Source organism: Streptomyces sp. XY006 (assembly GCF_002237655.1).
Taxonomy (GTDB): domain Bacteria; phylum Actinomycetota; class Actinomycetes; order Streptomycetales; family Streptomycetaceae; genus Streptomyces; species Streptomyces levis.
In genome coordinates, this window is sequence record NZ_NOKT01000037.1 from 45,727 (window position 1) to 65,840 (window position 20,114).

The following is a 20,114-nucleotide window of genomic DNA, read 5'->3' on the forward strand; positions in this document are numbered from 1 at the left end:
GTGGTGGCGAACGACGATGACGCTGTCGTGCTCGTGTTCCGTCAGCCGGCGAACGCGGGCTGGGCCGCTCCCTTGCCCGCCCCCGGCACCACGAACAGCGACCCCGCCAGGGCGGGCGGCTCGCTCAGGCCCGTGCGCGCCGTCGTGATGTACAGGTCGGTCAGCCCGGCGCCGCCGAACGCGCAGGCCGTCACCAGCGGCACGGGCAGGTCGATCACCCGGTCCAGCCGGCCCTGCGGGGTGTACCGCCGCACCGCCGCGCCCGCCCACAGGGCGACCCACACGCAGCCGTCGGCGTCCACGGTCAGCCCGTCGGGGAAGCCGGCGCCCTCCTCGATCTCGGCGAGGGTGCGCCGGCCGGACACCCGCCCGTCCGCGTGGTCGAAGACGTCGATGCGCCGGGTGGGGGTGTCGATGTAGTACATGAGCCGCCCGTCGGGGCTCCAGCCGGTGCCGTTGCTGACGGTCACGTCGTCGAGCACGACCTCGACCGAGCCGTCCCCGCCGACCCGGGACAGCGTCCCGCCCCCGGGCGCCTCGTCGTAGCGCATCGTGCCCGCCCACAGCGCGCCGTCGGGCGCGACCGCGGCGTCGTTGGCGCGCCGGCCGGGCACGGGTTCACGGTGCAGCCAGCGGAAGTCGCCGTCGGGGTCGAGGAGCCCGACGCCGTCGCGCAGGTTGAGCACCAGGCCGCCCCCGGCGCGCGGCTTCACGGCCCCGACGTGCTGCTCGGTACGGCGGACCGTGCGCCGTCCGGTGGCCGGGTCGTAGGTGTGCAGGCGCGAGCCGAGGATGTCGATCCACAGCAGCCGGCCGGCCGCCGCGTCCCAGGTCGGGCCCTCGCCGAGCTCGGCCTCCGCGCGCACGGCGATCTCGTACGGCCTGGTCATCCCACGCTCCGGTGGCCGAGGTGCTCGGACAGCTCGGCGGCGCCCTTGGCGGCGAGCTGCTCCAGCTCGGCGCGGCGCTCCTCGCTCCAGCGGATCATCGGCACGGAGATCGACAGGGCGGCGACGACCTGCCCGGTGCGGTCGCGGACCGGCGCGGCCACGCAGCTGACGTCCGGGTTGGACTCGCGGCTCTCCACGGCGAGGCCCCGGTCACGGATCTCGGCGAGAGCCTCGCGCAGAGCGCCCGGGTCGGTGATGCTGTTGGGGGTCATCGCGACCAGCTCGGCGCCGTCGGGGATCCGGGCGGCGAGCTCGTGCTCGGGAAGGGAGGCCAGCAGCATCTTGCCGACGGAGGTGCAGTGCGCGGGCAGCCGGCGGCCGGCGGCCGACACCATCCGCACCGCGTGCGTGGAGTCGACCTTCGCGATGTAGATGACGTCGGTGTCCTCCAGGATCGCCACGTGCACGGTCTCGTCGCAGGTCTCGGCGACGGACCGGGCGACCAGCTGCCCCTCGGCGGCCAGGTCGAGCTGCTCGGCGTAGCGGGCGCCGAGCTGGTAGGGGCGCACACCGAGCCGGTAGCGCCCCGGCTGGCCGGGCACGGGGACGATGTACTTCCGGGCGGCGAGCGTGGTCACCAGCTCGTGCACGGTGGTGCGCGGCAGCTGCAGCTTGCGCACGATGTCGGGGGCGGAGAGCGTCCCGTCCCCGTCGAGGAAGAGCTCGAGAATGTCGAGAGCCCGGGTCACGGCTGGTACGAGTCGTCCCACGACCGGCCCCCTCCCTAATGTGTTCTCAGCGCCCGCGTTCGAGATTTCAACAGGCGATCGGCATGACGAACACAGGCTAGCCATAGAGGTTTGCCCGGGCAATGGGCAGAGGCGGGTCGGTCCGCTACCGCCGCCCCCGTACCGCCCCCAGTTCCCCCCGCAGGCGCTGGGCGCGGAGGACCAGTTCCAGTTCGAAGCGGCGGTCCGGGTCGTCTATTTCGTCGCCCCAGAGTTCGCGGATCTGGCGCAGGCGGTAGCGGACCGTCTGGGGGTGGACGCCCAGGCGGGCGGCGACCTCGGGGGCGCCGCCGCGGGTTTCCAGCCAGGCCAGGAGGGTTTCGGCGAGGCGGCGGCCGTGGGTGGGGCCGCAGTGGGTCAGGGGGGCCAGGCAGCGCAGGGCCAGGTCGTCGATCAGTTCCTCGGGCTGGAGGAGGACCAGGGCCTCGGTGTGTTCGGTGCAGTGCAGGACCTCGCCGGAGGGCAGCAGGTCGCGTTCCATCAAGCGGACCGCCGCCTCCGCCCAGCGCAGCGACTTCGCCGCGTCGGCCAGCGGCACGGGCGGTCCGATCGCGCCGGACCAGCCGGCCAGGGCCCGGTGCAGCAGTTCGTGGCGGCCCGCCGCGTCCGGCTCGGGGACCACCATGCGGGGCTGCTCGTACTCCATGTCGAGCAGGACGCCCTGGCCGACGGCGGGTGCCATCGCCTCGCGGGCCGGGCGCAGCAGGACGCCGACCGCGACCTTCTCCGGCAGCGGCCAGCCGATCCGGGCGGCGCGCTCGGTGAAGGCCTCGGTGGGGTCGCCGCGGTGGTGCTCGGCCAGCAGCAGCTCCATGAGGCGGCGCTGCAGCCGCAGGCGTTCGCCGGCCTGGCGGGCCGCGGCCTCGGCGTAGCCGCGTACGGACTGGTCGACCAGGCCGTCCAGGTACTCGTAGCCCGCGTCGACGAGCTCGTACATCGCCGGGGGCGGGATCTCCACGCGCTGGCCGATGTCGGCGAAGCGGCGCCAGGCCAGACGTACGCCCATGCGGTAGATGGCCTGGAGCGAGTCCAGGGAGCGGCCGTTGAGGCCCTCGCCGCGGCCGAAGTCCTGGAAGACGCCGGGCGGGACGGTCGGGCGTCCCTCCGAGTGCTCCAGGTGCTGCACGAAGACCTCGATGGCGCGGCGGATGCCGACCAGGGCCATCGGCTCGCCGGAGTCGTCGAGGACGACGGGCAGGTGCGGGTACTCGCGCTGGATCTCGCGGAGGATCTCCTCGGCGAGCTCGGGCGCCTCGGCCATGGCGATCGCGGCGAACCGGCGCACCTGGAAGCGCGGTACGTCGTGCCAGGCCGATCGGGTGGTGACGGTTCCGGTGCGGGCGGCCGTCATCCGTCAACTCCCCTGACCGGCCTGCTCGTAGGTGATCAAGGGGGTGTTCGGCTGGTCGGGTGTGGCTTCGAGCAGCGCGACCACGCCCAGCGCGGCCCCCACGGCGAGGGCGGCGGCGAGCGCTACGGTCAGCGCGGCAGCGAGCAGTCTGGACATCGCAGGGTCAGCCTCTCTGTCCGGATTCGTCCGGAGATCGTCCGGAGGTTGCCCCACCCCGGCACCCCGTCCCTGCCTGTCGGGCCCAGTGTCGACAAGCATTGACACCCCGTCAAGAGCCGCCTACGGTTCCCGGCCCAGCCGCACGCGCGCATTCCGCCGCCGTGCCGGCCCTTCCGTACGTCGAGCCGTCCCAAGCCACTGGAGTGCCCGGATGCGCCGTACAACCTCCCCCTTTTCCCTGGTCCTGCTGGGTCTCGGTACGTTCCTGCTGGTGCTGGCACCCCTGCTCGCCTGGTACGTGCAGCCGCGGGCCGCGGTGAACCCGATCGACATCGACACGACCGCCGTCTACGAAGGCCGGGGCAGCGTCTTCGACACCGACCGGATCGAGACGGTGCCCGACCGGAAGATCACCGTCACCCAGCGGGTGCGGGGCAATGTCGCCGACAGCGAGCGCAGCGGCAACGCCGTCTGGGACGTGACGACCACGGTCGACACCGACAGGTCGCTGCCGGCCGCCGATCCGCACGACGCGCTGGACTTCGTGCCGCACCGCTGGGTGATGGACCGCAGGACCACCCGGCCGGTGCACTGCTGCGGGGAGAAGCCCCACATCGAGGGCGAGGCGTACCTGAAGTTCCCGTTCGACGTGCAGAAACGGTCCTACCAGTGGTGGGACAACACCCTCGGCGACACGGTCGTGCTGCACTACCGGGGCACCGAGAAGGTCCAGGGCTACACCGGCTACAAGTTCACCGGCTCGGTGCCGCCCACCAGGACCGGCACCCGGATGGTGCCCGGCACCCTCGTCGACCAGCCGGACCGGCCGCAGGTGCTGGCCGAGGAGTGGTACGCCAACCACGGCTTCGTGCTGATCGTCGACCAGGCCACGGGCCGGGTGCTGTACGCGCAGACCGGGCCGAAGCGCACCCTGCGGGCGCCGGGCGCGAAGAAGGACGCGGCGGTGCTGCTGGACAGCGAGAAGGTCGCCTTCACGACCGCGACACAGAAGGAAGCCGTGCGGCAGGCGGAGCGGGACAGCGGTCAGCTCCGGCTGGTGGGAACGACCTTGCCGATCGGCGCGGGAATCGCCGGTCTGGTGCTCGCCGCGGTGGGCGGCGTTCTGGTGGCCCGTGGGCGGAAGGAGCCGGAGCAGCCCACTCCGTCCGATGTGCCCGGTACGCCCCAGCCGACCCTCACGATGTGATGTGACGTCAGCTCTAACAAAGCCGGAAATTGTCACGTCGGTGAGTAGCCGTGGAGTTCGTCCGGGCGAAAACTGTCCAACCCCACCCGAGCACACCCCGTCCACACTCCCCTCCCAGGAAGAGCTCAGGCCCCCCACAGGCCGTCCCCTCCCCGACGACCCCACCCCCACGTCTTCCCCACCGAGTTCCGCACCCCGAGACGAGTTGGAGCACCCATGCCCCAGCACGTACCGTCCGCGCTGCGCGCCGCGTCCCCCCACGCGCCGCAGCACCCTCCGGCGCTCCCCCCACAGCCGCGCCGGATCGTGTTCCTCGCCCATCGTGATCTCGACAATCCCTCCGCCGGCGGCTCCGAGCTGCTGGTCGACAAGCTCGCCGACGGGCTGACCCGGCTGGGTCACCAGGTGACCCTGCTGTGCGGCGGCCCCGCGGCCTTCCGTGACTACCGGGTCGTGTCGGCGGGCGGTCCCTACGGGCACTACCTGCGCGCCCGGTCGGCCTTCGCCCGCCAGGTCGGCGACTGCGATCTGCTGGTCGAGGTGTGCAACGGCATGCCGTACCTGGCGCCGCTGTGGCACCGGGGGCCGACCCTGTGCCTGGTCAACCACGTCCACACCGACCTGTGGACGATGCGCTTCGGCGGCCCGCTGGCGCCGGCGGCCCGCCTCGGCCGAAGACTCGAACACTGGGCGCTGACCGGGGCGCAGCAGCGCAACCTGCTGGTCGCCGTGTCGTCCTCGACGGCCCACGCCCTGCGGGCGATCGGCGTCGAGCGGGAGCGGATCCGGGTCGTGCACAACGGCGTCGAGGAGCCGGGGCCCCGAGCCGACCGGTCGCCCGAGCCGCTGTTCGTCGCCGTCGGACGGCTCGTCGAGTACAAGCGGATCGATCTGCTGCTGCGGTTGTGGGAGCGGGTGCGGCCGGTGACCGGCGGGCGGTTGGTGATCGTCGGCGACGGGCCGGAGCGCGAGCGGCTGGAGCGGCTGGCCGGGCCCGGTGTGGAGTTCACCGGGTACGTCTCCGAGGCCGAGAAGCACCGGCTGCTGTGCGCGGCCTGGCTGCTGCTGCACCCCTCCGCGGTGGAGGGGTGGGGGCTGGTCGTGACGGAGGCGGCGGCCCGGGAGACCCCGAGTGTGGCCTTCGACGTGCCGGGGCTGAAGGACTCCGTGGTCGACGGTGAGACCGGGGTCCTGGCGCGCGGTGAGTCCTCGTTCGCCGCGGCGTGGTGCGCGCTGGCGCTGTCCGCGCGGCGGCGGGAACTGATGGGCAAGGCGGCCCGGGAGCGGGCGGCGCAGTTCCGGTGGGACCGGACCGTGCGGCAGTTCCGGGTGGTGGCCGCGGAGGCGGTGCGGAGTTGGACTCCGTGACGTCGCCCCTTCGGCGGGTCGGTCGTGCCGTGTCGCGTGTGCGGGTTGTGCGTGGCCGGCCGCGCAGTTCCCCGCGCCCCTGGAAAACCCCGTTGAAAGACCCCTCGTTGCGACGGTCTGTCGCCCTGTTCCGGGCCTTCCTCCGCGAGCAGGAGGACCCCGAGGCCTGCTACTCCCTGCTCGCCCGGGACGCCGTGGACCAGGTGGAGGCCTGTGACGGGCCGGTCGCCGGCCGTACCGTCCTGGACGTCGGCGGGGGCGGCGGGTACTTCACCGAGGAGTTCCGGCGGCGCGGGGCCCATGCCTACCTCTTCGAACCGGACCCGGACGAGCTGGGCGAGAAGCCGCCCGACGGCGCCGTCGTCGCCGACGGCTATCTGCTCCCGCTGCGGGACGGCGTCGCCGACGTCACCTTCTCCTCCAATGTGCTGGAGCACGTCTCCGACCCCGAGACGTTCCTCAGCGAGCTGGCCCGGGTGACCCGGCCCGGCGGGCTGATCTACGTGTCGTTCACCAACTGGCTGTCGCCGTGGGGCGGGCACGAGTGGGCCCCGTGGCACTACCTGGGCGCCGAGCGGGCCCGGGCCCGCTACGCCCGGCGGACCGGCAGGCCCGCGAAGCACACGCTCGGCGAGAACCTGTTCGCGGTGCACATCGGCTCCACCCTGCGGCAGGTGCGCGCCCGGGACGACGTCACGGTCGTCTCGGCGCGTTCCCGCTACTGGCCCTTCCTCGCGGAGAGCGTCGTCAAGGCGCCCGGGATCCGCGAGTTCGCCACCTGGAACCTCCTCCTCATTCTGCGGCGGTGTCCTACATGACAACCACGGTCCAGGCTCCTCCACCGGCAGCCGTCCCGAGCACCGCGACCGCTTCGGGCCCGCCCGACGGCCCCCGGTCGCGGCGCTGGCTGCTGGGTTTCTGGGCCGTGGTGTTCGTGCTGTTCCTGGCGGTGCAGCCGGGGCGGCAGACGTTCGACACCAAACTCGGGGTGACCACCGATCCGGGCCGGTTCCTCGCCGATCTGGGGCAGTTGTGGCACGACCGGGCCGGGTTCGGCGGCATCCAGGACCAGTACGCCGGCTATCTGTGGCCGATGCTGCCGTTCTACTGGGTGTGCGACCTGGTGCGGCTGCCGGTGTGGCTGGCGGAGCGGCTGTGGCTGTCGGTGATCGTGTCCGTCGCCTTCTGGGGGGCGTTGCGGCTGGCGGAGCGGCTGCGGGTGGGCAGCGGGGCCTCGCGGCTGCTCGCGGCCGTGGCGTACGCGCTGTGGCCGCTGTTCACGACCGTCATCGGCTCCACGTCGGCCGCCGCGCTGCCCGGCGCGTTCCTGCCGTGGGTGCTGCTGCCGCTGACCGACGAGCGGTACGCCGCCCGGGTCGCCGCCCTGCGCTCGGCGCTGCTGGTGCCGTTCATGGGCGGGGTGAACGCCTCGGCGACGCTGGCGTCCCTGCTGCCGGTGGGGCTGTACCTGCTGTCCCGGCCACCGGGGCCGCGGATGCGCAAGCTGATCGCCTGGTGGGCCCCGGCGGTGATCGTCGTGACGGCCTGGTGGTGGGTGCCGCTGCTGCTGCTCGGCGTCTACGGGGAGAACTTCCTCCCCTATATAGAGACGGCGCAGACGACCACGGACACCATGTCGGCGACCGAGGCGCTGCGCGGGGCCGGGAACTGGGTCGCCTATCTGCACTTCGGTGAGGCCTGGCTGCCGGCCGGCTGGACCGTGGCCTCCTCCGTCCTGGTGATCGTGAGCTCGGCGCTGGCGGCCGGGCTGGGACTGGCCGGGCTCGCCCGGCGGGACATGCCCGAGCGGCGGTGGCTGGTGCTGACGGTGCTGGTGACCGCGCTGGTGCTGCTCGCCGGGTACGGCGGGGCGTTCGGGGCGCCGTTCCACGAGGTGATGCAGGGCTGGCTGGACGGGTGGCTGTCGCCGTTCCGCAACATCTACAAGTTCCAGACGGGACTGGCGCTGGCCCTCGTGCTGGGCCTGGCCCATCTGGTGGGGGTGGCCGCCGAGCGGCGCGGGGCCCGGCCGGTGCGCGGCCGGCGTTTCGCGCCGCTCGTGGCGGCCGTGCTGATCCTGCCCGGGCTGCTGTGGCCGTACCTCAACGGCTCGATCCTGAACCCCGGTTCCTTCCGGCAGCTGCCCGCCTACTGGCAGGCCACGGCCGACTGGCTGGAGAAGTACTCGCCGGACTCGCGCGCCCTGGTCGTCCCGGCCACCGCGCACGGCGTCTACACCTGGGGCTCCCCCATCGACCAGCCGCTCGACGTGCTCGCCGAGTCGCGCTGGGCGCAGCGCGACTACGTCCCGTTCGGCACGCCCGGCAACCGGCGCGCCATGGACGCCGTCGAGCAGGCCCTGCTGTCCGGTGCCCACGTGCCGGGGCTCGCCGACTACTTGAGCCGGGCCGGGCTGTACTACGTCGTCGTGCGCAACGACCTCGACCCCGACCAGATCGGCTCCGTGCCGACCACGACCGTCAAGCGCACGCTGGAGCAGTCGGGGTACGAGCGGGTCACGGGGCTCGGCCCGGTGATGACCGGCGGCCGGATCGCGCAGGACGCCCCGCTCCAGGTCGAGGGGCTCTACCCGCGGCAGCGGGCCGTGGAGATCTACCGTCCGGCGGGCCCGGACGTCGTCCGGCCCGGGCAGGCCGGCCTCGCCCCGGTCGCCGACACGGCCGTGGTGTCCGGCGGGCCCGAGGCGCTGCTGCCGCTGGCGTCCGGACTGCGCGGGCGGGCCGCCGTCCTGACCGGGGACCACCACCCGGGGCTCGGCACCCCGGCCGTGCAGGTGGTGGGCGACGGGCTGCGCCGGGCCGACACCCGGTTCGGGCTGGTCAACGCCAACACCTCGTACACGTACACGCGCGACGAGCGCAACGCGTCCGGGGCGCAGCAGGACCCGGGTGAGAAGCCGCGCCAGATCCTGCCGGCCGAGGGCACCGAGCACCAGACGGTCGCCGAACTGCGCGGCGCGTCCTCGGTGTCGGCGTCCTCCTACGGCAACTGGCTGTTCCACCTGCCGCAGTACGACCCGGTGAACGCCTTCGACGGCAACCCGGACACCGCCTGGACCGAGGGCGCGCCGGACACGCCGGACGGGCAGTGGCTGCGCATCGGCTTCACCGGCCCCTACGCCATGCCGTCCTCCTTCAAGGTCACGCCGCTGCCCCAGGGAAGCGTGCGCGCGGCGGCGACGAAGGTGCGGGTGGAGACCGAGAAGGGCGAGCGGACCAGCTTCCTGCAGCCGAACGGCAGGACCCAGCGGATCAAGGCGCCCGAGGGCGCCACCCGCTGGATGAAGCTGACCATCGTCGACTCGGTGGAGCGCAGGACCGGCCTCACCGGCGCGGGCTTCTCCGAGATCGACCTGCCCGACGTCCAGGTGACGCGGCTGCTGCGGCTGCCGTCCGACGCGGACGAGGCGAGTGCCGCCGCGACCGTCGTCTCCCTGCACCGCGCGTCCGACCCGACCGGTCTGTCCCCGGCCGGCACCGAGGCGGGCCTGCACCGCCGCTTCACCACGCCGGCCGCCGGCACGTACGAGGTGAGGGCGAGCGCGGTGCCGGTGCCGGGCGCGGCACTCGACGAGCTGCTCTACGAGGTGGCACCCGAGCAGCAGGCCCGGATCGTCGCCACCGCCGACTCCACCGCACGCCTCGGCGCGGGCATCGGGGCGCGCAACCTCACCGACGGCGACCTGACGACGGCGTGGATCGCGGGCGACCGGCCGACGATCCACCTGCGCTGGGAGGGCAAGCAGCCGGTCGGCGAACTGGTCCTGGCCCCCGCGGGCGGACTGTCCGCCCGCGCCTCCGAGGTGCACATCAGCTCCCCGGACGGCGCGGCCATCGCCGGAGTCGACGAGAACGGCTGGGTCCGCTTCCCGCCGATCACCACCGACCGGCTGGACGTCACGGTCACCGGGACGGCCCCGCTGACCCTGCACAACCCTGTCGCCGACGAGGACCTGCGCCTGCCCGTGGGCCTGACCGAGGCCTACATCCCCTCCCTCGACCAGTACCGCACCCCGCAGCCGGACGGCACCCGCGCGTTCTCCCTGCCGTGCGGCAAGGGCCCGGACGTGGCGCTGGACGGCGAGCTGTACCAGTCGAGCGTGAAGGGGACCGTGCGGGACCTGGTGGAGCGGCGGGGCGTGCAGGTGACGCTCTGCCAGGAGGGCCGCGGTGACACCGAGGTGCGGCTGGCGGCGGGCGAGCACCGGCTGGAGGGCGGTGACGCGGGCCCGCTGGCGCTCACGGACGTGACCCTGACGCGCGGGACGGTGCCCGAGGCCGCCGCGGCCGGGCGTGAGCTGCGGGTCCGGGACTGGCTGGGCGACCGGCGCGAGGTGACGGTCGGCTCGGGGGCGGCCGCGTACCTGACCACGTACGAGAACTTCAACGACGGCTGGCGGGCCACGCTGGACGGCAAGGAGCTGACTCCGGTCCGGCTGGACGGCTGGCAGCAGGGCTGGCGGATCCCGGCCGGGGCGGGCGGCGCGGTGAAGCTGTCGTACGAGCCGGCCACCACCTACGACATCGGGCTGATCGGCAGCGGTGTGGGCATCGCGGCGCTGCTGGGCCTGGCGGTGTGGCGCCGCCGCGAGCCCAGCGCGGACGCGCCGCAGCCCGCCCCGCCGCTGCCCGGACTGTGGCTCGGCGCGGTGGCGCTGACGCTGGCCGGGGTGGTGATCGCGGGGTGGCTGGCGCTGCTGGTCCCGGCGCTGGCGCTGCTCGCCGCGCGGCGGCACGCGCTGCTGGTGCCGATCGCGTTCGCCGCCCTGGCCGCGGCGGGGATCGCCGCGGCCTTCGGGGCCGGGGAGCCGGTGGGCGCGGGCACGGGCGCGTTCGGGCACCTGGCCCAACTGCTGGCGCTGATAGGTCTGTTCGCGGGACTGGTGAGCCTGCGCGAGCAGCCGCGGCCGGAGGCGCCGACGCGGCCGTTGCCGAGGACGGACCCCGGGGAGGGCCAGGCCGTATGACGACGCCGGTCCGCATCCCGTTCCCGGTGGTGGACGAGGTCTCCCGGCACTGCCTCCAGGAGGAGGAGCCGGAGACCGTCCACATCGAGGTCCACCTGCCGGGGCCGCTCGACCGGTCACGCCTGCGCAAGGCGTTCCTGGAGGCGCTGCACCGGCATCCGCGGATCCTCATGCGGGAGGCGCCGGGGCCGTGGTACCGGCGGCGCTACGAGTGGGAGCTGACGCGCGAGCCCGACGTGGAGGTGGTGACCTTCGCCCCGCCGGGCCCGCGCGCCGTGCGGGAGGCCAGGGCCCGGGCCCTGGCGCAGGCCCCGCCGCTGTCGCAGTCCCCGCCGGTCCGTCTGGAAGTCGTGGACTCGGTCCTCTTCCTCACCATCAACCACACCGCCCTCGACGGCCCGGCCTGCCTGCGGGTCCTGGCCACGGCCGCCGAACTGTACGGCGGCAGGGACAACTCCCCCGCCGCGCCCCCGGTCCGCCCCGCCGAACCGCACCGGGAACCGCCGGACACCCCGACCAACTGGACACCTCCGGCGCGCGTCGCACGGGGCACGCCCGAGCCGTCCCCCGGCAACGGCATGCTGGTCACCGAACTGCCCCTGCCGCACCGCCCCAAGGGCTCCCCCTACACCGTCAACGACCAGCTCATGGTCACCACGGCGCTCACCCTCGCCCACTGGAACCGGGAGCACGGCGCCCGGCCCCGCCCGCTGCGCATCACCATGCCCGTGGACGACCGCCCCCGGGACCTCTCGATGGCCATCGGCAACGGCACCCGCCTGGTGGAGGTCCCCTTCGCGCCGCGGGAACTGCGCGACCCCCACCTGCCGGACCTGCTGCGCCGCACCGCGGAACGCACCCGGGCACTGAAGTCCCTGCCCCGCCCCCAGCTCGGTTACGGCGCCACCCTGCTCACCGCCCCCTGGGCGCCGGTCGCCGCCCGGGCCGCCCTCACCCGCACCCTGCGCCGGGCCGCCGCGCCCTGGACGTCGACGACCCTGCTCAGCAACATCGGCCGCATCCCCTACCCGCTGGACTTCGGCGAGGAGGCCGGCCGCGCGCACGCGGTCTGGTTCTCCGCCCCGGCCCGGATGCCGCGCGGCCTGACCGTGACGACCGCGTCCACGGCCGGCCGCCTGCACCTAGCCCTGCGCTGGTCCCGCACCCTGCTCGGCCCCGGCGACGGCGCCCATCTGCGCGACCTGTTCGAGCACTACCTGCACACCACGGAGGCCACGTCATGACGGCCGTACCGACCACCGCGCCACACCCGAAGGACCTGCGCGACTTCTACGAGAACCCGGCCGTCCCCGTCGCCTCCGGCACCCCGCGCAGCCTGCGCCAGGCGCGCATGCTGGCCCGGGCGCTCGGACCGGCCGCCGGCCGGCCGCGGACCGTCCTGGACATCGGCTGCGGCGACGGCACCGCCGCGGCCACCGCCGCGCCCCTCCTCCCCGGCCACCGCATCGTCGGCGTCGACTGGTCCCAGGACGCGCTGCGCCGCGCCCGCACCCGCGTCCCGTACGCGGTCCGCGGCGAACTCACCGGCGGCGGCCTGCCGTTCGCGTCCGGGTCGGCGGACGCGGTGCTGTTCAGCGAGGTGATCGAGCACCTCGTCGATCCGGACGCCGCGCTGGACGAGATCCGCCGCGTGCTGCGCCCCGGGGGCCATCTGATGCTGTCCACGCCGAACCTGGCCGCCTGGTACAACCGGGCCCTGCTGCTCGCGGGGGTGCAGCCGGTCTTCTCCGAGGTCAGCCTGCGCGGCATCCACGGCCGTCCGGGCTCGGAGGTCGTGGGGCACCTGCGGCTGTACACCCCGCGCGCGCTGCGGGAGTTCGTCGCCGCGTCCGGGTTCACGGTCGTACGGCTGGAGGGCGCTCCCTTCCACGGCGTGCCGCGCCCGCTGCGGCCGCTGGACCGGCTGGCCTGCGCCCGGCCGCAGCTCGCGTCGATCCTGTTGCTGCACGCCCAAAGGACGTAACCCATGTGGTGGGGAGTGGCCGCGGCCCTGCTGGCGAACACCCTGTACAGCCTGGGTTTCGTGCTGGAGAAGCGGGCGCTCACCTCGCTCCCCGAGGTGAGCATCCGGCAGCCGGCCCGGCTGCTGCGCCTGGTCCTCGGCAGCCCGCTGTGGATCGGCGGCTCCCTCGCCCTCGCCGCCGGTTTCGCCGCCCAGCTCGTCGTCTACCGCACCCTGCCGATCGCCGCCGCGCAGGGCATCTTCGTCTCCGGTCTGGTGCTGCTCGTGCTGCTGTCGGCCCGGCTGCTGGGCGAGGAGACCAGCGGCCGGGAGCGGTACGCGCTCGGGGCGATCCTGCTCGCGCTGCTGATGGTGGTGCTGTCGCTGCGCGAGGGCGCCGACAGCGTCAGCCAGGACGCCCCCTACCAGCTGATCCTGCTGGTGTGCGTGCCGTCGCTGGCGGCCGGGGTGTGGCTGTACGGCTCCGCCGAGCGGCGCGCCCGCAACCGGCACCGGCGCCCGACGACCGGCGTCGAGTACGGCGTGGCGGTGGGCCTGCTGTACGGGGTGAGCTCGCTGGCCATCAAGGGCGTCTCCGGCCATCTGACGACGGACGGGATCGGCGGCGCGGTGCTGGACCTGCTGGGCTCCCCGTATCCGTATCTGCTGCTGTTCACCGGCGTGTTCGGCCTGGTGATGTCGCAGGCGGCGCTGCAGCGCTGCCGTGCCTCGCTGATCGTGCCGGTGTGCACGACCGTGACCTGCCTGTTCACGGCCGTGCTCGGCACGCTGTCGTTCGGCGAGGCCCTGCCGCACGAGCCGCTGCGGCTCGCGCTGCGGGTGGCGGGCACGGCCCTCGCGGTCGCCGTGCTGCTGGCCATGCCGAAGCACGACTCCGCTCCCCAACCCACCGCACCGGCCGAGGAGTTGGCATCCCCATGAAGCCCGACGACCCGCTGCTGAAGATCCTGGCGTGCCCGCTCGACAAGGGCCCGCTGCATCTGCTGCCCGAGGAGGCCGGGCACGAGGAGGCGCTGTACAACCCGCGCCTGCACCGCCGTTACCCGATCGTCGACGGCATTCCGCAGCTGCTGCCGTCCTCGGGCGAGCAGGTCCCGGACGAGGTGCACGAGGACCTCCTCAAGAGGATGGCGCCGTGACCAGCCTGGCGGCGCGTCTCGCCCCCTTCCTGCCCGGGCGGCTGGTGGCCGCGACGGCCCGGGCGCTGTATCCCCGCTTCGAGCCGGAGCTGGCCCGGCTCGCCGAGCTGTGCCCGCCGGACTGCGGGACGGCGGTGGACGTCGGCGGCTGGTACGGGCCCTGGACGCACCGGCTGTCCGGCCGCGCCGAGCACGTCGTGGCGATCGAGCCGGTGCCGCATCTGGCCCGGCTGCTGGCGGCCGCCGCCCCGCCGAACGTCCGGGTGGTGCGCGCGGCCGCCTCGGACCGGCCGGGCATCGCCCGCCTGTGGCTGCCGTCGGGCGACTCGGGCGACCGGGGCGTCTCCTCGCTGGTGCGGCGCGACATCCACGGCATGGCCCTGGACGTGCCCAGCGTCACCCTGGACGAGCTGGGACTGCGCCACGTGGGCTTCATCAAGATCGACGTGGACGGCAACGAACCGGCGGTGCTGCGCGGCGCGACCGGTGTGCTGGCGCGCGACCGGCCCGCCCTCTTCGTCGAACTGGAGTCCCGTATCCAGCCGATCGCGCCGGTGGTGACGTATCTGGCCCTGCTGGGCTACGAGGGCTGGGTGCTGCCCGGGGACACCTGGGTGCCGCTGGCCGGGTTCCCGCTGGAGGACCACCAGGCCCGCGCCTCCCACGTCGTCTCGCACGGCCTGCTCCGCCGCGTGCTGCCGACTCCGCTCCTGCGGGGCCCGCGCTACGTCAACTCGGTGCTGTTCCTGCCCGACGGCCGCCGCCCCGGCACCGCCCCGGTGGGCGACGATGGGTCGCATGCCCTCCGGAAAGCACCCCGCTAGCCCCTTCGGTCCGCTCGACTTCCAGCTGGTGCTGCTGCGCCGCATGGCCGACCACAACCCGGGCCTGGTGGAGGACGCCCGGCACGAGCTGGGCGTGTCGATCGCCGGCATGCGCGAGGCCAACAAACGCTGGCAGGCGATGGTCCGCTCCCCGCGCTCCCGCGCGCCCCTGTCCCGGTACCGCTCCGTCCTGGGCGAACCGGAGTCCCGCGCGCCGCGCCGGATCGGCGACCTGGACTGCGAGGCGTGGCTGTGGCCGCTGCCCCTCTGGCCGGACCTGCGCTTCGAGGTGCTGACCGCCCCGAACGGCGCGGTGTGGAACGAGTGGCTGGTCCGCGCCCCGGGCGCGCCGGGCCCGGCTCTGCGCACCCTGGACGACCTCACGCCCTGGTCCTGCACGGTCGACGAGGCGGCCCGCGCCTTCGCCCCGGCGCGCCCCCTGGAGGGCTCGGCACCGACCCGGTGGGGACTGGCGTTCACCGCGCCGGACGCCCGGGGCGTGCGGCGGGACGTCGTCGCCGAGTTCACCTGGGGGCTGCTGCAGCGGGTGGCCGTCACCGGGACTCCGGGCTGAGTTCCCGCCGGCCCGGTCCAGGGCCGGCGGGAACCGGTCGGGGAAGGCGGACCGCAGGAAGGTCGGCAGCCGCAGGGCGGCGTCGCTTCAGGCCGGAGTGGACCGTTCGGCCCGTGCGGGGACGCACCACCGGGCCAGGAGCGCCGCCGCGAGGTAGGCAGCGGCCCCGATGAGCATGCTGGTGCGGATGCCGCTGCCGTAGGTCGCGGCCGAGGCCAGCAGGCTGCCGCCGAGTGCGACACCCGTGGCGCTGCCGATCTGGCGGGTGGTGTTGAACAGGGCGGAGGCGGCACCCGCGTAGGCCGGGGGCGCGGCGCCCATGACGGTGGCGGTCGAGCCGGTGAGGGCGAAGGAGGTGCCGAAACCGGCGGCCATCATGGGAAGCACCAGCGCCGCGTAGGCCGGGTCGGCGCCCGCCGCGGCCCAGCCGGCCAGGCCCAGCGCCGCCAGGAGCATCCCCGAGATCACCAGCGGGCGGTCGCCGGTGCGGCGGCTCAGACGGCCGGAGAGGACGGAGGCGAACATCGTCATCGCCACCGCCGGGAACAGCGCGAGGCCGGTGCCGAGGGCGCTGTATCCGCGCTGGTGCTGGAACTCCAGGCTGGCGGTGAAGACCATGCCGTAGAAGCCGAAGTTGAACAGCAGGCCGATCGCGGCGCCGCCGCCCAGGGCGCGGGAGCGCAGCAGGGCGAGCGGCAGGGCGGGGGTCCGGGCCAGCCGCTCGCGCAGGGCGAAGGCCGCGGCGGACAGCACGGCCAGCCCGAGTCCGGCGAGCACGGCCGGGTCGGACCAGCCGCGCCGCCCCGCCTCGTTGAGCGCCGCCGTCAGCAGCGCCACCGCCGCCACGACCGCGATCTGCGCGGGCACGTCCAGGGCCCGGTCGGCGCGCCGGGGCGAGCGGGACACGTGCCGCAGGGTGAGCGCCAGGCAGGCCGCGCCCACGGGCAGGTTGATCAGGAACACCCAGCGCCAGCCCGCCGTGGAGACCAGCAGGCCGCCCAGCAGCGGTCCGGCGGAGGCCGCGATGCCCGCCATGGCGCCCCACAGTCCGAAGGCCCGGGCGCGTGCGGCCCGTTCCGGGTAGGACTGCTGGAGCAGGGCCAGCGAGCCGGGCACGATCAGCGCCGCGCCGAGCCCTTCCACCAGCCGCGCCACCACCAGGAAGGCGGTGCCGGGCGCGAGGGCGCAGGCGGCCGAGGCCACGGTGAAGAGTGCCACGCCCGCGCAGAACACCCGCCGGTTGCCCAGCCGGTCCCCGAGCGCGCCGCCCGTCAGCAGGAACCCGGCGAGGACGAGCGTGTAGCCGTCGGTGATCCACTGGATGCCGGTCAGCGAGGCCGACAGCTCGCGGCCGATCACCGGCACGGCGACGTTGATGACGGTGACGTCGAGGATCACCATGAAGTACCCGGAGCACACCGCCAGCAGGGGCACCCAGGACCGTCGCTCGGAGGGCATGGCCCTACCTGTACACCAAAAGCCGCACCGCGGGACGTATGCCCCGCTCGTGGCGGTCAGCGGGCGGCGGCCAGCACCGCCCGGACGACCCGGGGCACGGAGTCCGGGTGCACGTGCAGGAACAGGTTCGGCTCGATCAGCTCCAGCTCCATCAGCAGGGGCTCCCCGTCCGGCCCGGTCGCGAGGTCCACCCGCGCGTACAGCAGCTCCGGGTCGCCGGGCACGGCCGCCAGGGCCCGCTCGGCGAGGGCCAGTTCGGCGGCGGTGGGGTCCCAGCGCCGGATGCCGGGGTGGGCGACCTTGTCCGCGTCGTACGGCGTGCCCGGGGTGAGGACGGCGCCCTTGACGCCGGCGTGCAGCAGCCGGCCGCCGAAGAACTGCAGGGCCCGTTCGCCGTGCGTGTCGACGGCGGCCAGATACGGCTGCACCATCGCGGTGAGCCCCTCCGCGTGCATCCGCTCCACCTGCCGCAGGGCGGCGTCGTGTTCCCCGGCCGGGTGGCGGGCGGCGTACCGGGCCCCCGCGCCGGAGGTGGGCTTCACCACGTACTCCCGGTCGGCGGGCAGTTCGACGGGGTCGCCGGGCGCGAGGTAGCGGGTGGGCACGGCGGGCACCCCGGCCCGCGCGAGTTCCCCGAGGTAGCGCTTGTCGGCGTTCCACCGCACCACCTCGACCGGGTTGACGAGCCGGGTCGCCCGCGCGCAGCGCTCGGCCCAGGCCGTGAACTCGGCGGCGCGCCAGCTGTAGTCCCAGGTGGAGCGGATCAGGGCGAGATCGAAGGCCGCCCAGTCGACGGCAGGGTCGTCCCAGGCCACGGCGACGGCGTCGGCTCCGGCGTCGCACAGGGCACCGACCAGCACCGGCAGGTCCCGGTCCTTGTGCTCCTCGCCCCCGGAGTCATAGGTGACGAGCGCGATACGCGGAGCGCCGGCCACGGCGATTCCCCCCTCGGTCAGACAAGCGATCACCGACTTCCGCGGCAGGCTGACAACCCCGGTCGCCGCGGCGTGCCCCGGAGCGCGTCCCGGGCCGGCGGCAGGAGTCGTCCGGCGGCTGGGAGTCGTATGGCGGCTAGGCGTCGTCCGGCGGTCGGGAGTCGTCCGGCGGCTGGGAGTCGTCCGGTTCCCAGTCCAGTAGGCGGACCTTCGCCACCGTGCGGACGTGGCGGCGCATGGCCGCTGCGGCCCGGCGGGGCTGTCCGGCGGCGATCGCGTCGAGGATGGCCCGGTGCTGGGAGAGGGAGCGGGACGGGCGGCCGGGCTGGCGGAGGGACTCGGTGCGGCTCTCGGCGATCTGCTCGGCGATGGAGCGCATGAACTCGGCGAGCAGACCGCTGTGGGCCGCCGCCGTCACCGCCGCGTGGAACAGCCGGTCGCCCTCGACGCCGTGACCGCCCTGCCCGATCTCCTCCGTCATCCGGTCGAGCGCGGACCGCATCGCGGCCAGGTCGTCCTCGGTCCGCCGCTCGGCCGCGAGCTCGGCGAGTTTCGTCTCCAGCGCCTCCCGGGCCTCCAGGACGTCGGGCAGGCGCCGGCGGCGCTCCACCATCCGCTCCACGGGCTCGGCGTCGAGGCTGTCCCGCACGAGGTAGGTGCCTCCGCCGTGGCGCGCCTCCACCAGGCCCTGGACCTCCAGCACCACGATGGCCTGCTTCACCGAGGCCCGGCTCACCCCGAGCCGCTGAGCGAGGTCCCGCTCGGGCGGCAGCCGGTCGCCGGCGCGCAGACCGCCCTCGGCGGCGTACTGGCGCAGCCGCTCAAGCACCTGCTCGTACAGGCGCTGTTTGGCCATGGGGCGCAGGGCGTCGGTCACGGGATCCCCCTCTCGCCGGGAGCGTAACACCGGACCTTCACAGTGGCGGAGTGGCTGAGCCAATTCCTGCGCGACCCCTTGACGGAGACCCGGGCCGCACCCACGCTGTTCGATCAGCGCACCCCAAGTGGCTCAGCCACTCGTCCACTGTCCGGCATCCACCGCGGGTGTGTTCCCAGCCGCTCCGGGGCCCAACGACGGGAGCCCGTATGTCCCCCGAACTCCTCTCCATCCTCGTCCTCGTCGTGGTGTTCGTGATCGCCACCACCCGTTCCGTCAACATGGGCGCGCTCGCCTTCGCGGCCGCCTTCGGTGTCGGCGGGCTGGTCGCGGACCTCGACGCGGACGGCATCTTCGCCGGCTTCCCCGGTGACCTGTTCGTCGTCCTGGTCGGCGTCACGTACCTGTTCGCGATCGCCCGCGCCAACGGCACCACCGACTGGCTGGTGCACACCGCCGTCCGGCTGGTGCGGGGGCGGGTGGCGCTCATCCCCTGGGTGATGTTCGCCCTGACCGGCGCGCTCACGGCCATCGGCGCGGTCAGCCCGGCGGCGGTCGCGATCGTCGCCCCCATCGCCCTGAGCTTCGCCGCGCGCTACGGCATCAGCCCCCTGCTCATGGGCGCGATGGTCGTGCACGGCGCCCAGGCGGGCGGCTTCTCCCCGATCAGCATCTACGGCTCGATCGTCAACGGCATCGTCGAACGCGAGAAGCTCCCGGGCAACGAACTGGTGCTGTTCCTGGCCTCCCTGGCGGCGAACGTGGTGATCGCCGGTGTGGTGTACGTGGTGTGCGGGGGGCTGAGGCTGTGGAAGCGGGGAGCCGTCGACGGGCCTGTCGGGCCTGTCGACGAGTCCTCCGACAAGTCCGGGGACGTACCCGGTGACGTGCCCGGTGACGTGCCCGACGGCGAACGGGCCGCCGCGGGCGGGAACGCCGTGGCGACCACCCGCCTCACCCCCGCCCGCGTCGCCACCCTCGTCTCCCTCCTGGCCCTGGTCCTCGCCGTCCTCGTCCTCGACCTGGACGCCGGCCTGACCGCCATCACCCTCGCGGTCGTCCTCAGCACCCTGTGGCCCGAGGACAGCCGCAAGGCGACCGGCCAGATCGCCTGGCCCACGGTCCTGCTCATCTGCGGCGTCCTCACCTACGTCGGCGTCCTCGACGAGATGGGCACCATCACGTGGGCAGGCGAGGGCGTGGGCGGCATCGGCGTGCCCCTCCTCGCCGCGGTCCTGCTCTGCTACATCGGCGCCCTGGTCTCGGCGTTCGCCTCCTCCGTGGGGATCATGGGCGCCCTGATCCCCCTGGCCGTCCCGTTCCTGGAGCGCGGTGAGATCGGCGCGATCGGCATGGTCGCGGCGCTCGCCGTCTCGGCGACGGTCGTGGACGTGAGCCCGTTCTCGACCAACGGCGCGCTCGTCCTGGCCGCCGCCCCCGACGTCGACCGCGAGCGTTTCTTCCGGCAGCTGATGGTGTACGGAGGGATCGTGGTGGCCGTCGTGCCGGCGGCCGCCTGGCTGGTGATGGTGGTACCCGGCTGGGGCTGACCGGCCCGGTACACCGGCCACCG

18 protein-coding genes are annotated in these 20,114 nt (G+C 74.3%); 11 read left to right on the forward strand and 7 right to left on the reverse strand.

The window, feature by feature from the left end:
- Window positions 1–41: 41 nt before the first annotated feature.
- The 4 genes from CHR28_RS32730 to CHR28_RS37885 form a co-directional block, all read right to left on the reverse strand.
- Window positions 42–890, reverse strand: coding sequence for an SMP-30/gluconolactonase/LRE family protein (locus CHR28_RS32730; RefSeq protein ID WP_094057356.1), 849 nt, complete (start codon window positions 888–890; stop codon window positions 42–44).
- Entirely contained in the window at window positions 887–1,660 is a 774-nt protein-coding gene (locus CHR28_RS32735; RefSeq protein WP_094057357.1) for an IclR family transcriptional regulator, read from the reverse strand. The genes CHR28_RS32730 and CHR28_RS32735 overlap by 4 nt, the downstream gene beginning before the upstream one ends.
- Window positions 1,661–1,784: 124 nt before the next feature.
- Window positions 1,785–3,029 (reverse strand): PucR family transcriptional regulator, encoded by a 1,245-nt coding sequence (locus tag CHR28_RS32740; RefSeq protein ID WP_094057358.1) that lies wholly within the window; start codon window positions 3,027–3,029, stop codon window positions 1,785–1,787.
- Between the two features lie 3 nt (window positions 3,030–3,032).
- Complete coding sequence (locus CHR28_RS37885) at window positions 3,033–3,185, reverse strand: hypothetical protein (protein ID WP_010042314.1); 153 nt, start codon at window positions 3,183–3,185, stop codon at window positions 3,033–3,035.
- 214 nt (window positions 3,186–3,399) lie between these two features.
- Here CHR28_RS37885 and CHR28_RS32745 point away from each other — a divergent pair, with 214 nt between their 5' ends.
- From CHR28_RS32745 to CHR28_RS32790, 10 genes are all read left to right on the forward strand, one after another.
- Entirely contained in the window at window positions 3,400–4,395 is a 996-nt protein-coding gene (locus tag CHR28_RS32745; protein WP_094057359.1) for a DUF3068 domain-containing protein, read from the forward strand.
- A 216-nt stretch (window positions 4,396–4,611) separates the two neighbouring features.
- Window positions 4,612–5,763, forward strand: coding sequence for a glycosyltransferase family 4 protein (locus CHR28_RS32750; RefSeq protein ID WP_094057360.1), 1,152 nt, complete (start codon window positions 4,612–4,614; stop codon window positions 5,761–5,763).
- Window positions 5,764–5,855: 92 nt separating this feature from the next.
- Complete coding sequence (locus CHR28_RS32755) at window positions 5,856–6,581, forward strand: class I SAM-dependent methyltransferase (protein ID WP_094057361.1); 726 nt, start codon at window positions 5,856–5,858, stop codon at window positions 6,579–6,581.
- On the forward strand, window positions 6,578–10,750 hold the full coding sequence (locus CHR28_RS32760) for an alpha-(1->3)-arabinofuranosyltransferase (protein ID WP_094057362.1): 4,173 nt from the start codon (window positions 6,578–6,580) through the stop codon (window positions 10,748–10,750). Before CHR28_RS32755 ends, CHR28_RS32760 begins: the two co-directional genes overlap by 4 nt.
- Window positions 10,747–11,994, forward strand: a complete 1,248-nt coding sequence (locus tag CHR28_RS32765; RefSeq protein WP_094057363.1) for a condensation protein — start codon at window positions 10,747–10,749, stop codon at window positions 11,992–11,994. Before CHR28_RS32760 ends, CHR28_RS32765 begins: the two co-directional genes overlap by 4 nt.
- Complete coding sequence (locus CHR28_RS32770; RefSeq protein ID WP_094057364.1) at window positions 11,991–12,734, forward strand: class I SAM-dependent methyltransferase; 744 nt, start codon at window positions 11,991–11,993, stop codon at window positions 12,732–12,734. The genes CHR28_RS32765 and CHR28_RS32770 overlap by 4 nt, the downstream gene beginning before the upstream one ends.
- Before the next feature lie 15 nt (window positions 12,735–12,749).
- Complete coding sequence (locus CHR28_RS32775; protein WP_094057384.1) at window positions 12,750–13,655, forward strand: hypothetical protein; 906 nt, start codon at window positions 12,750–12,752, stop codon at window positions 13,653–13,655.
- Window positions 13,652–13,873 (forward strand): Trm112 family protein, encoded by a 222-nt coding sequence (locus CHR28_RS32780; protein WP_094057365.1) that lies wholly within the window; start codon window positions 13,652–13,654, stop codon window positions 13,871–13,873. Before CHR28_RS32775 ends, CHR28_RS32780 begins: the two co-directional genes overlap by 4 nt.
- Window positions 13,870–14,697: an FkbM family methyltransferase gene (locus CHR28_RS32785; protein ID WP_094057366.1), complete on the forward strand. Its 828-nt coding sequence runs from the start codon at window positions 13,870–13,872 to the stop codon at window positions 14,695–14,697. Before CHR28_RS32780 ends, CHR28_RS32785 begins: the two co-directional genes overlap by 4 nt.
- Window positions 14,663–15,271: a hypothetical protein gene (locus CHR28_RS32790; RefSeq protein WP_094057367.1), complete on the forward strand. Its 609-nt coding sequence runs from the start codon at window positions 14,663–14,665 to the stop codon at window positions 15,269–15,271. The genes CHR28_RS32785 and CHR28_RS32790 overlap by 35 nt, the downstream gene beginning before the upstream one ends.
- An 87-nt stretch (window positions 15,272–15,358) precedes the next feature.
- Here CHR28_RS32790 and CHR28_RS32795 read toward each other — a convergent pair whose 3' ends face one another.
- The 3 genes from CHR28_RS32795 to CHR28_RS32805 all read right to left on the reverse strand — a co-directional run bounded on the left by CHR28_RS32795 (window position 15,359) and on the right by CHR28_RS32805 (window position 18,541).
- Window positions 15,359–16,729: an MFS transporter gene (locus tag CHR28_RS32795; RefSeq protein ID WP_094057368.1), complete on the reverse strand. Its 1,371-nt coding sequence runs from the start codon at window positions 16,727–16,729 to the stop codon at window positions 15,359–15,361.
- Between the two features lie 56 nt (window positions 16,730–16,785).
- Entirely contained in the window at window positions 16,786–17,664 is an 879-nt protein-coding gene (locus tag CHR28_RS32800) for an ATP-grasp domain-containing protein (RefSeq protein WP_094057369.1), read from the reverse strand.
- Between the two features lie 136 nt (window positions 17,665–17,800).
- On the reverse strand, window positions 17,801–18,541 hold the full coding sequence (locus CHR28_RS32805; protein ID WP_094057370.1) for a FadR/GntR family transcriptional regulator: 741 nt from the start codon (window positions 18,539–18,541) through the stop codon (window positions 17,801–17,803).
- A gap of 209 nt (window positions 18,542–18,750) precedes the next feature.
- Between CHR28_RS32805 and CHR28_RS32810 the strand changes: the two genes are divergently transcribed.
- On the forward strand, window positions 18,751–20,091 hold the full coding sequence (locus CHR28_RS32810; protein ID WP_094057371.1) for an SLC13 family permease: 1,341 nt from the start codon (window positions 18,751–18,753) through the stop codon (window positions 20,089–20,091).
- The last annotated feature ends 23 nt before the right edge of the window (window positions 20,092–20,114 follow it).